The sequence below is a fragment of the Ramlibacter monticola genome (assembly GCF_016722785.1).
GTDB lineage: Bacteria > Pseudomonadota > Gammaproteobacteria > Burkholderiales > Burkholderiaceae_C > Ramlibacter > Ramlibacter monticola.
The window spans coordinates 750,431-761,920 of sequence record NZ_JAEQNE010000002.1; the positions used below are offsets into that span (position 1 = coordinate 750,431).

The 11,490-nt window shown below is 68.8% G+C and carries 12 protein-coding genes; all 12 read right to left on the bottom strand.

Annotated elements, in window-relative coordinates; translation table 11 throughout:
• Positions 1 to 28 precede the first annotated feature (28 nt).
• The 12 genes from JJ685_RS11490 to glyQ all read right to left on the bottom strand — a co-directional run bounded on the left by JJ685_RS11490 (position 29) and on the right by glyQ (position 11,459).
• Positions 29 to 523: a hypothetical protein gene (locus JJ685_RS11490; protein WP_201674366.1), complete on the bottom strand. Its 495-nt coding sequence runs from the start codon at positions 521 to 523 to the stop codon at positions 29 to 31.
• Entirely contained in the window at positions 520 to 1,317 is a 798-nt protein-coding gene (locus JJ685_RS11495) for an alpha/beta hydrolase (RefSeq protein WP_201674367.1), read from the bottom strand. The genes JJ685_RS11490 and JJ685_RS11495 overlap by 4 nt, the downstream gene beginning before the upstream one ends.
• Positions 1,314 to 3,212, bottom strand: coding sequence for a bifunctional isocitrate dehydrogenase kinase/phosphatase (gene aceK / locus JJ685_RS11500; RefSeq protein ID WP_201674368.1), 1,899 nt, complete (start codon positions 3,210 to 3,212; stop codon positions 1,314 to 1,316). The genes JJ685_RS11495 and aceK overlap by 4 nt, the downstream gene beginning before the upstream one ends.
• Before the next feature lie 11 nt (positions 3,213 to 3,223).
• Positions 3,224 to 3,877 (bottom strand): carbonate dehydratase, encoded by a 654-nt coding sequence (gene can / locus JJ685_RS11505; RefSeq protein WP_201674369.1) that lies wholly within the window; start codon positions 3,875 to 3,877, stop codon positions 3,224 to 3,226.
• A gap of 36 nt (positions 3,878 to 3,913) precedes the next feature.
• The gene (locus JJ685_RS11510) at positions 3,914 to 5,092 is read right to left on the bottom strand and encodes an isovaleryl-CoA dehydrogenase (RefSeq protein WP_201674370.1); all 1,179 of its coding nucleotides are present in this window, start codon (positions 5,090 to 5,092) and stop codon (positions 3,914 to 3,916) included.
• Positions 5,093 to 5,114: 22 nt separating this feature from the next.
• Positions 5,115 to 5,576: a PaaI family thioesterase gene (locus JJ685_RS11515; RefSeq protein ID WP_201674371.1), complete on the bottom strand. Its 462-nt coding sequence runs from the start codon at positions 5,574 to 5,576 to the stop codon at positions 5,115 to 5,117.
• 35 nt (positions 5,577 to 5,611) lie between these two features.
• On the bottom strand, positions 5,612 to 6,037 hold the full coding sequence (locus tag JJ685_RS11520) for a MerR family transcriptional regulator (RefSeq protein ID WP_201674372.1): 426 nt from the start codon (positions 6,035 to 6,037) through the stop codon (positions 5,612 to 5,614).
• Positions 6,038 to 6,126: 89 nt separating this feature from the next.
• Positions 6,127 to 7,041, bottom strand: a complete 915-nt coding sequence (locus tag JJ685_RS11525; protein WP_201674373.1) for a M48 family metallopeptidase — start codon at positions 7,039 to 7,041, stop codon at positions 6,127 to 6,129.
• 44 nt (positions 7,042 to 7,085) lie between these two features.
• A complete protein-coding gene (locus JJ685_RS11530; protein WP_201674374.1) occupies positions 7,086 to 7,850 on the bottom strand; it encodes a lysophospholipid acyltransferase family protein in 765 nt (254 codons plus the stop codon).
• A 21-nt stretch (positions 7,851 to 7,871) separates the two neighbouring features.
• Positions 7,872 to 8,441 (bottom strand): D-glycero-beta-D-manno-heptose 1,7-bisphosphate 7-phosphatase, encoded by a 570-nt coding sequence (gmhB, locus tag JJ685_RS11535; protein ID WP_201674375.1) that lies wholly within the window; start codon positions 8,439 to 8,441, stop codon positions 7,872 to 7,874.
• 4 nt (positions 8,442 to 8,445) lie between these two features.
• Positions 8,446 to 10,551: a glycine--tRNA ligase subunit beta gene (gene glyS, locus JJ685_RS11540; protein WP_201674376.1), complete on the bottom strand. Its 2,106-nt coding sequence runs from the start codon at positions 10,549 to 10,551 to the stop codon at positions 8,446 to 8,448.
• 2 nt (positions 10,552 to 10,553) lie between these two features.
• Positions 10,554 to 11,459: a glycine--tRNA ligase subunit alpha gene (gene glyQ, locus JJ685_RS11545; protein WP_201674377.1), complete on the bottom strand. Its 906-nt coding sequence runs from the start codon at positions 11,457 to 11,459 to the stop codon at positions 10,554 to 10,556.
• Positions 11,460 to 11,490: the final 31 nt, after the last annotated feature.

Genomic DNA, 11,490 nt, shown 5'->3' on the forward strand with positions numbered 1-11,490 from the left:
TGAGTTCTCCTGTGGAACGATGGGAATATCAGGGGACCTGGGGAATCGGACCGCCCTCTTCTTCGGCGATCCGGCGGATGTAGTCGCGGAACTCGGGGTCTTCGCCCCGCAGCAGCTGGGCCAGGCAGGCGTGGAAGTCCTTGCGCCGGCACCACTCGCGCATGAAGTCGTCCCAGCTGTTCCAGCGCCGCGCCTCGTCCTCGCTCATGCGCGGCTTGTGAGCCACGAGGAAGGCGCGCTCGAACAGCGAGATCAGCATGTCGAAGATCACCAGCATGCGCTCGCGCTGCTCCGAGGTCGGCGAGGGCAGCGGCTCGTTGGTGCGCAGCTGCAGGTCGGAGTTGGCCAGCACCACCTTGAGGAAGTCGGTGTAGGCGTTGGAGAGCAGCTGGTAGCCCTCCTCCTCCTCGTTGTCGCGTTCCTTGCGCTGCTCCCAGGCGAAGAACAGGATGGCGAAGGGCAGGCCCAGCGTCGTGACGATGAAGCTGGCGACTTCCCATAGATCCTTCCACTTCTCGCTCATGGGTGGGCGCGGATCCAGGCCGCGATGTCGCCGACGACGCGCGGCTCGATGCCATTGAACCCGTGGAAGGAGAAGGCCTCGCAGGGCTGCCCCTGGCTGCGGCCACCGGTGTACGTCACCAGCTCGCTGCGGGCCGCCGGCAGCCTGGCCATGAGTTCCGGCAGTCGCCCGGGCGGGCAGACCTGGCAGGGATCCTGGGCATGGTGCAGCACCAGGACCGGCAGGGACAGCTGCGCGAGGTCCATCTCCTGCACCGGGCGCGCGGTGGAGGTGCCGAAGCGGGTGCTCTCGAGGATGGTGGAGGTCAGCACCACCCCATCGGGCCGCGCTTCGCCCTGCAGGCGCACGGCGGCATTGACGGCCGACTGCGTCCCCCGGCTGGTCCCCACGACCCAGACCGGCTTGCCGAAGGTACGCCGCGCCCACCCGATCGCGGCGCCCAGGTCGGTGGCGTGCTCCGCGCTTTCACGAAAATCGCCGCGCAGCTCGCGCCGGTCGCTCGGCGTGTCCACCAGCACCACCGCGTACCCGGCTTCGACGAACAGGGAGCGCGAGCGGACGAGAAAGTTGCCCTCGTTGCGCAGGCTGCCGTTGTCGTAGATGCCCAGATGGCCCCCTCCGCCGGTGAGCAGCACCAGCACCGCCGGCGGCTCGGCCGCCGGCCGGATGGCAAGCACGCGCAGTCGCACGTCCGCACGCGTGGGCAAGTCGGTGACCTCCGCGGTCTGCGCGGCCGCGCCCATGGCCAACGCCGCAGCGAGCCAGCCCGTCACGAGCCAGCGGGCCGGCCTCATGCCGCCACCTCGCCAGGGCTGAGTTGTGGCGCCTGATGCTGCTGGCGCCTGGCGAAGCGCTTGTCGCGCTCGTAGGGGAACACATCGTGCACGTGGCCGGCCAGGATGCGCTCCTTCTGCGCGTGCCAGTACGCCGGGTCCAGCAGGTCGGCGTGGTGCCGCAGGAACACCTCCCGCACGGAGGGATTCCCGAGCAGGAAGGGGGCGAAGGTCTCCGGGAAGACGTCCTTCGGGCCCACCGTGTACCAGACCTCGCCGGACATCTCCTCCTCCTCGTTGCGCGGCTGCGGCACCTTGCGGAAATTGCAGTCGGTGAGGTACTCGATCTCGTCGTAGTCGTAGAACACGACCTTGCCGTTGCGCGTGACGCCGAAGTTCTTCCACAGCATGTCGCCCGGGAAGATGTTGGCCGCGACGAGGTCCTTGATGGCGTTGCCGTACTCCACCACCGCGCGCTCCACCTGGCCGTGCTCGCCGCCGTCGAAGGCCTCCTGCAGGTAGATGTTCAGCGGGATCATGCGCCGCTCGATGTAGAGGTGCTTGAGGATCACCTCCTCGTGGCCGTCGCCGTCGCGGTCGCCGATCTCCAGCAGGCTGGGCGCCTCCCTGCGGATCTCCTCGATGAGCTCCTCCTCGAAGCGCTCCCTGGCGAACGCCACCTCGCTGTACTCCAGCGTGTCGGCCATGCGGCCGACGCGGTCGTGCTGCTTGACCAGGAGGTACTTGTGCTGGACCTGCTCGCGCGTCGTCTCCTTGGGCGGCGGGAAGCGGTCCTTGATCAGCTTGAAGACGTAGGGGAAGGAAGGCAGGTCGAACACCAGCATGACCATGCCCTTGATGCCGGGCGCGATGCGGAACTTGTCGCTGGAGTGCTTGAGGTGGTACAGGAACTCCCGGTAGAACAGGGTCTTGCCCTGCTTGGCCAGGCCCAGCGCACTGTAAAGCTCGCCGCGCGGCTTGCGCGGCATGAGCGAGCGCAGGAACTGCACGTAGGCCGCCGGGATCTCCATGTCCACCATGAAGTAGGCGCGGGCGAAGGAGAACAGCATCTGCAGTTCGTCCTCCCCGAACAGGCAGGCGTCGATCGCCAGCCGGCCCTGGGGATCACTTTCCCCCACGCCGCCTTCGACGGCTGCCCCCGGAGGGGGCTCGCCCGCCTTGGGGCGGCCCGGCGGCGGGCGGTGCAGGATCGGCAGCGCGAAGGGGAGTTCCGCGAAGCCGTTGATGATCTTGCCGACGACGTAGGCGCCCTTGTTGCGGAAGAACAGGGACGACAGCACCTGGATCTGGAAGTTCGCCCGCAGCTTCACGTGCGCCAGCCGGGTGGCGATCGCTTCCACCACGAAACCCGCGTCGCGCTCCAGGTCGTCGAAGGGACGCAGCAGCTGGAAGTTGTCGACGATGCGCACGATGTTCTCGCGCAATGTCTCGCGGGTCGGGTAGTAGGCGCGGTAGGTGGGCGCGGCGGCGGGCTCGTCGTTCTCGATGTACTCGGTGCTGACGGCCGGCCGCACGAAGATGAAGTCGTTGTGGAAGTAGGTGCGGTGCAGGATCTTGGTCGTGACCGAGTTGAAGAAGGTCTCGGCGCACTCCGGCTGGTGGTGGTCGACCAGCAGGCCGATGTAGTGCAGCTTCACCTGGTGCCACACGTCCATCGGCTGCTCGCCGGCCTTGAACTCCTTTTCCAGCCGCGCGACGGCTTCCCGCACGCGCAGGTCGTAGAACTCGATGCGCTCGCGCTGGGCGCGCTGCTGTCCGTGCCAGTCGGCCGTCTCGAAGCGATGCTTGGCGCGCTGCGACTCCAGGCGGAACAGGCGGTAGTGCCTGTTGAAGCCGTCGAGCATCGCCTTGGCGATGCCGTAGGCGAGCGGGGAGTCGAGGCGCTGCGGGAACATGGTCCTCGTGGCTAACTGCGCGCCGCGATCACGCCCTCGACCGCCGCGCGGTACACCGGTTCGATGGAGTCCGTGCTGTTGACCGTCATGCCCAGGTCCTGCAGCAGGCCGTCGTGCACGCCGAAGGCCCAGCCGTGGATGGACACCTTCTGGTTCTTGGCCCAGGCGTCGACCATCACCGTGCTCACGCAGAGGTTCACCACCTGCTCGATCACGTTGAGGTCCACCAGCGCATCGGGGCGCTTCTCCGGCGCGATGTTCTCCAGGATGCCGCGATGGCGGTCCCGCACGTCCTGGATGTGGCGGATCCAGTTGTCCGCCAGGCCGATGCGCTCGCCGTGCAGCGCGGCCATCACGCCGCCGCAGCCGTAGTGGCCCACGATCATGATGTGCTCGACCTTCAGCATCTCCACCGCGAACTGCACGGTGGACAGGGCATTGAGGTCCGAATGCACCACGACGTTGGCGACGTTGCGGTGCACGAACACCTCGCCCGGATCGAGGCCGGTGATCTGGTTGGCGGGCACGCGGCTGTCGGAGCAGCCGATCCACATGTACTTGGGCTTCTGCTGCTTGACCAGGCTGCTGAAGAATCCGGGGCGTTCGCGCTCCATCTGCGCGGCCCAGGCGCGGTTGTGGGCGAAGAGGTCGTTGATCGAAGCCATGCGCTTATTGTCCCCTTCCGTGGCGTGCCCGGCGGCTCACATGGTTTCGGCGAACAGCTCGCGCCCGATCAGCATGCGGCGGATCTCGCTGGTGCCGGCGCCGATCTCGTAGAGCTTGGCGTCGCGCCACAGGCGGCCGAGCGGGAACTCGTTGATGTAGCCGTTGCCGCCGTAGACCTGGATGCCCTCGCCGGCCATCCAGGTGGCCTTCTCGGCGCACCAGAGGATCACCGAGGCGCAGTCCTTGCGCACCTGGCGCACGTGGTCGCTGCCGAGCATGTCGAGGTTCTTGCCGACCGTGTAGCAGAAGGCCCGCGCCGCCTGCAGCACGGTGTACATGTCGGCGACCTTGCCCTGGATCAGCTGGAATTCGCCGATGCTCTGCCCGAACTGCTTGCGGTCGTGGATGTAGGGCACCACGTTGTCCATCACCGCCTGCATGATCCCGATCGGGCCTGCCGCCAGCACCGCGCGCTCGTAGTCGAGGCCGCTCATGAGCACCTTGGCGCCGCCGTTGAACGCGCCCAGGATGTTCTCCGCCGGCACTTCGACGTTCTGGAACACCAGCTCGCCGGTGTGGCTGCCGCGCATGCCCAGCTTGTCGAGCTTCTGCGCGATCGAGAAGCCCTTCATGCCCTTCTCGATCAGGAAGGCGGTGACGCCGCGCGCGCCCAGCTCGGGCTCGGTCTTGGCGTAGACCACCAGCGTGTCGGCATCGGGGCCGTTGGTGATCCACATCTTGCTGCCGTTCAGGACGTAGTAGCCGCCCTTGTCCTCGGCGCGCAGCTTCATCGAAATGACGTCGCTGCCGGCGCCCGTCTCGCTCATGGCCAGCGCGCCGACGTGCTCGCCGGAGATCAGCTTGGGCAGGTACTTCCTGCGCTGCGCCTCGCTGCCGTTGCGCTTGATCTGGTTGACGCACAGGTTGCTGTGCGCGCCATAGGACAGCCCCACGGACGCCGAGGCGCGCGAGATCTCCTCCATCGCCAGCATGTGGGCGAGGTAGCCCATGTTGGCGCCGCCGTACTCCTCGGGCACGGTGATGCCGAGCACGCCGAGTTCGCCCATCTTGCGCCACAGGTCCATCGGGAACTGGTCGCTGCGGTCGATCTCGGCGGCGCGCGGGGCGATCTCCGCCTGGGCGAAGGCGTGCACGCTGTCGCGCAGCGCCTCGAGGTCCTCGCCGAGGCCGAAGTTCAGGCCGGGTAGCTGCATGGTGTCTCCTGGGGTCGTTCGTTCAGTGCTTGATGCCGTCGCGTCCGCTGATCGTCATGAGCGTGGCGCCCATGGTGGCGATCAGCTTTTCGCGCCCCTCGTGCAGCGCATAGGCGCGGCCCTCGGTGACGCTGATGGTTCGCCCCGGCTTGACGACGAGGCCTTCCATGCGGAAGCGCTCGCCCTGCGCCGGTGCCAGCAGGTTGATCTTGTATTCGATGGTGAGCACGCCCGCCTCCGCCGGCATCAGCGTGGAGGCGGCATAGCCGCAGGCGGAGTCGAGCGCGGTGGCGACCATGCCCGCGTGCAGGAAGCCGTGCTGCTGGGTGAGGTCCTGCCGCCAGGGCAGCTCGATCACGACGCGGCCGGCGACGATCTCCGCCAGCGTGGCGCCGATGGTGTGCATGGCGCCCTGGCGGGCGAAGCTGCCGCGCACGCGCTCGGCGAAGGCGGGATCCTGCGGTTCGAAGCGCGGTGCGTCCATGGGCGGCCCTGGATTGACGTTGACGTAAACGTCAATTATGCCCGGACCTTGTCCGCCTTGTCCTTTTCCAGCCGCGCCAGCAGGCCACGGGCTTCCTTTTCGTGGGTGCGCACCTCTTCCAGGTTCGCCTGCAGCTCCGCCATCTGCTCCTCCATCTGCTGCCGGTGCGCCGCCAGGATGGCGAGGAACTTGCGCAGCTGCGGGCCCGTGTCGCGGGGGCTGTCGTACATGTCGATGATGTCCTTGGCCTCCGTGAGCGAGAGGCCGAGGCGCTTGGCGCGCAGCGTGAGCTTCAGGCGGGTGCGGTCGCGGGAGCTGTAGACGCGGTTGCGGCCGCCGGGGCCGGAGCGTTCCGGCTGCAGCAGGCCCATGTCCTCGTAGAAGCGGATCGCGCGGGTCGTGAGGTCGAATTCGCGGGCGAGATCGCTGATCGTGTAGGTGGTCTGGGAGTGCGAGGCCATGGCGAGGAAGACGGCGGCAGTGCGGACCCGGGCGGGCCCGCCAGCCGGCATTACATCTGACGTTTACGTCAACGTCAACCGGGCCGGGCTCACCAGGCCGGCAGCGGCTCGTCCTTGAGGTGCGCGCGCAGCTCGGGATAGTTGGGAACCACGGTGCGCACGGTGTCCCAGAAGCGCGGGCTGTGGTCCATCACCCGCAGGTGGCTCAATTCGTGGGCGACGACGTAGTCGATCACGGCCAGCCGGAAGTGCACCAGCCGCCAGTTCAGCCGGATCGAGCCGTCGGCGTGCGCCGTGCCCCACAGGGTGCCCGCGCTGCTGAGGGTGAGCTTGCGCCACTGCACGCCCAGCTGCGGCGCATAGTGGTTCAGGCGTTCGGCGAACAGGCTGCGGGCCTGCCGCATCAGCCAGGCCTGCACCGCATCGCGGATCTGCGCCGACGAGGCGCTCTGCGCCAGCCCGATGTGCAGGGTCCGGCGCGGCACGCCGGGCAGCGTGGTGGTGTCGGTGTGCAGCACGCCACCGGCCTCGGTGAACGCATGGCGCGGATCGAGCACCACGATCGCCGGCTCGCCCAGGAAGGGGAAGGTGGCGCCGTCCCGCCATTCGATGCGCGCCGCCTCCAGCCGCGCCTGGCGCTCGCGCGCGGCTTCCAGCTTGTTCACGATCCAGCGGCTCTTGGCGCGCACGGCCTGGTCGACCTCGCCCAGCGGCACCCAGCGCGGCGCCGAAACGACCAGCCCCTCGGGGCCCACCACGAAGCCGATGTTCTTGCGCCGCGCGCGCTTGAACTCGTAGGCGACCAGCACCTTGCCGAGGAGGACTTCGCGATTGGCGTCCGGATGGCGGAAGGCCTGCGGCGTGAGCACGCGATCGAGCGGCTCGCCCGGGACCGGGCGCAGGTCTTCTTCGGAGACGGGGATGCGCGGTGCCGGCGGCCCGGCGGCAGGCCTGGCCTTCGGCTCGTCGAACAGGTCGAGGAGAAGCTGAAGGGGCGACTGCATGGGCCGCGATTCTAAGGGTGCCGTGCTGCGCCGCGCGCCGGGCGTCAGGCCTGCGCGGCCTGCTTGCTCGAATCCTGCACGTAGGCGTCGGGATCCAGCCTGCGCATCTCGGATTCGATCCAGGCTTCCACCTCGCGCATCAGTTCGTCCGCGTCGCGGCCCGTGCTCGGGATCGGCTGGCCGATGGAGACATCGACCACGCCGGGGTGCTTCAGGATGGACTTGCGCGGCCAGCAGCGCGCCGAAGCGACGGCGATGGGGATCACGGGCGCGCCGGTGGCGACCGCCAGCCGCGTGCCGCCGGACTTGTAGGGCCCGCCCCGGCCGCGCGGGATGCGCGTGCCCTCGGGGAACATGATCACCCACACGCCCTGCGCCAGCAGCCGCTTGCCCTGCTCCACCACCTTGTTGAAGGCCTGCGCGCGCTGGCTGCGGTCGATGTGCACCATGTCGAGCCGGCCGATCGCCCAGCCGAAGAAGGGGATGTACAGCAGCTCGCGCTTGAACACGTAGGCCAGCGGGTGCGGCATCAGCACCGGCATCAGGAAGGTTTCCAGCGTGGACTGGTGCTTCACCAGCAGGATCGCGGGGCTCGTCTGGCCGGAGGGCAGGTTCTCCATGCCGTGCACGCGCCAGCGCACGCCGCAGATCACGGTCAGCCCCCGCATCACCTGCGCCAGCCAGCCGCGGGCGATGCGGTACAGCGTGTACGGCTTCGCGAACGGCGACAGCACCACGATGGCGATCGCGTAGGGAACGACGGTGAGGAACATCCACAGCACGTGGACGAGGGAACGCAGCAGGGCCATGGGCCGGAAGTATGCAGGAGCCTAGGCCGGGCGCGGGGGCGCGGGGACCTTCGCGATCAGCCAGTCCGCAAAGGCCGCCAGGTCGTTGTGGACCCGGGTATGGGAAGGGAAGGTCTCGGGCAGCGGGTGGCCCTTCAGCGAGGCCGCACGCCCGGTCAGCACCAGGTGCGGCAGGCAGCCGACCGCCACGCCGGCCACCAGGTCGCGCGGGGTGTCGCCCACCACCGGGACCGTGCGCAGGTCCACCCCGAAGCGCTCGCCGATCTGCTCGAACAGGCCCGGGTTCGGCTTGCGGCACTGGCAGCCCTCGTCCGGCCCGTGCGGGCAGTAGAAGACGGCGTCGATGCGGCCGCCGAGCGCGGACACCGCCTTGTGCATCTTGGCGTGGATCGCGTTGAGGGAGGCCACGTCGAACAGGCCGCGGCCCAGCCCCGACTGGTTGGTGGCCACCGCCACGTGCCAGCCTGCGTGGTTCAGCCGGGCGATGGCTTCCAGCGCGCCAGGCAGCGGGATCCACTCCTCCGGCGACTTCACGAATTCGTCGCTTTCGTGGTTGATGGTGCCGTCGCGGTCGAGGATGACGAGCTTCATGGCGCTATTGGGCGAGGCGGGACAGGTCGGCGATCCGGTTCATGGCTTCGTGGAGGGTGGCCAGCAGGCCCAGCCGGTTCAGGCGCAGGTCGGGTTCTTCCGCGTTCACCATCACGTCGTCGAAGAAGGCGTCGACCGGCCCGCGCAGCGCCGCCAGCGTCTGCAGCGAGGCGGTGTAGTCGCCGGACTCGAACTGGGTGCGCGCCTGCGGGGCGATGCGCTGCGTGGCGGCGTAGAGCGCCTTCTCGGCGTCCTCCTTCAGCAGCTGTTCGCTCACGTGCGGGTCGGCCTTGTCGGCCTTCTTCAGGATGTTGCCGATGCGCTTGTTCGCCGCGGCCAGCGCCGGCGCCTCGGGCAGCGCCGCGAAGGCGCGCACGGCGGCCAGCCGACGGGACACGTCGCCCAGGCGCTGCGGCCGCAGCGCCAGCACCGCGTCCACTTCGTGCGCGCTGTAGCCCTGCTCGCGCAGCAGGCCGGACAGGCGCTCGTAGATGAAGTCCGCCAGCTGTCGGTGCGTCTCGGGCTGGGCCTGCGGGAAAGTTGCCAGCGCCTGCGTGAGCAGGTCGTCCAGCGCCAGCGGCAGGTCGCGCTCCATCAGCATGCGCACGATGCCCAGGGCGTGGCGGCGCAGCGCGAACGGGTCCTTGTCGCCGGTGGGCAGCTGGCCGATGGCGAACAGGCCGGCCAGGGTCTCGAGCTTGTCGGCCAGCGCGACCACCACGCCCAGGTCGTTGCGCGGCAAGCCGTCGCCGGCGAAGCGCGGGCGGTAATGGTCTTCGATGGCGATGGCGACTTCGTCGCCCAGTCCGTCGTGGCGGGCGTAGTAGCCGCCCATGACGCCCTGCAGCTCGGGGAACTCGCCGACCATGTCGGTCAGCAGGTCGGCCTTGGCGAGCCGCGCGGCCAGGTCGGCCTGGCGCGCCAGCCGGTCGCCGCCGACGGCCGCGCCGACCACGCCGGCGATCGCACGCACGCGATCGATGCGCTCGCCCTGCGTGCCCAGCTTGTTGTGGTACACGACCTTGGCCAGGCCCGGCACGCGCGAATCGAGCGACTTCTTGCGGTCCTGGTCGAAGAAGAACTTGGCGTCGGCCAGGCGGGGGCGCACCACGCGCTCGTTGCCGCCGGTGACCGCGCTGGCGTCCTGCGGGCGGATGTTGCTCACGACCAGGAACCTGTTCGTGAGCCTGCCGTTGGCGTCCAGCAGCGGGAAGTACTTCTGGTTGGCCTTCATCGTGAGGATCAGGCACTCCTGCGGGACTTCGAGGAACTCCTTCTCGAATTCGCAGACCAGCACGTTGGGCCGTTCGACCAGGGCCGTCACTTCGTCCAGCAGGGCCTCGTCGTCGATCGGCTTCGTGCCGCCGCCCACGCGAGCCGCCGCTTCCTGCAGCTGCCGCACGATCTCGGACCGGCGCTCGGCGAAGCTCGCGATCACGGCGCCGTCGCGCGCCAGCGTGGCGGCGTAGCCGTCGGCATCCTTCAGCACGACGTCTTCGACCGCGGCCTCGAAGCGGTGGCCATGGGTGGTGCGGCCAGCCTGCAGGCCCAGCGCCTGCACCGGCACCACGTCGGCGCCATGCAGGGCGACCAGGGCATGCGCGGGGCGCACGAATTTCACGTCGGTCCAGCCGTCGGCCAGCTGGTAGGTCATGACCTTCGGGATCGGCAGCCTGGCGATGGCCTCGCTGAGCGCCTTCTGCAGGCCTTCGGCCAGCGTCACGCCCTGCACCGTGCTGTCGTAGAACAGCGCTTCGGCCTTGCCGTCCAAGGCGCGCTTGAGCCTGGGCACGGCCGATGCATCGGCGCCGAGCGCCTGCAGCTTCTTCAGCAGGGCGGGGGTGGCGTTGCCGGACGCGTCGAGGCCGACGCTGGCCGGCATCAGCTTCTGCGAGACCGCCTTGTGCGGCGCCTGCGAGGCGACGGCCGTGACGTGCGCGGCCAGGCGGCGCGGCGAAGCGAAGGCGGTGAGCCTCGACTCGCCCGTGGCGAGCCCCTGGGCCTTCAGCTGCTCCAGCAGCACGCCGGCGAAGGACTCGCCGAGTTTCTTCAAGGCCTTGGGCGGCAGTTCTTCGACGAACAGTTCGACCAGGAGGTTGGACACGCTCATGCTCAGGCCGCCTTCTTCTGCAGTTCGGCCACCCACTCGCGCGGGGCCATCGGGAAGCCGAGCCGCTCGCGGCTTTCGTAATAGCTCTGGGCGACGCTGCGCGCCAGGTTGCGGATGCGGCCGATGTAGGCCGCGCGTTCCGTCACGCTGATCGCGCCGCGCGCGTCCAGCAGGTTGAAGGTGTGCGCCGCCTTCAGCACCTGTTCGTAGGCGGGCAGCGCCAGCTGCTGCTCCATCAGGTGCCTGGCCTGCTTCTCGTGCGCGCCGAAGGCGGTGAACAGGAACTCGGCGTCGCTGTGCTCGAAGTTGTAGGCCGACTGCTCCACCTCGTTCTGGTGGTACACGTCGCCATACGTCAGGCCCTCGGTCCACTTCAGGTCGAACACGTTGTCCACGCCCTGCAGGTACATGGCCAGGCGCTCCAGGCCGTAGGTGATCTCGCCCGTGAGCGGCTTGCAGTCGATGCCGCCCACCTGCTGGAAATAGGTGAACTGGGTGACTTCCATGCCGTTGAGCCACACTTCCCAGCCGAGGCCCCAGGCGCCCAGCGTGGGATTCTCCCAGTCGTCCTCGACGAAGCGGATGTCGTTCTTCTTCAGGTCGAAGCCGACCGCCTCCAGCGATCCGAGGTACAGCTCCAGGATGTTGTCCGGCGCCGGCTTGAGCACCACCTGGTACTGGTAGTAGTGCTGCATGCGGTTGGGGTTCTGGCCGTAGCGTCCGTCCTTGGGGCGGCGGCTGGGCTGCACGTAGGCGGCCTTCCACGGCTCGGGGCCGATGGCGCGCAGGAAGGTGGCGGTGTGCGAGGTGCCGGCCCCGACTTCCATGTCGTAGGGCTGGAGCAGCGCGCAGCCCTGGGCGTCCCAGTAGGACTGCAGCTTCAGGATCAGTTGCTGGAATGTGAGCATAGGCGGCGGGGCGCGGCACGGCACCCCGGTT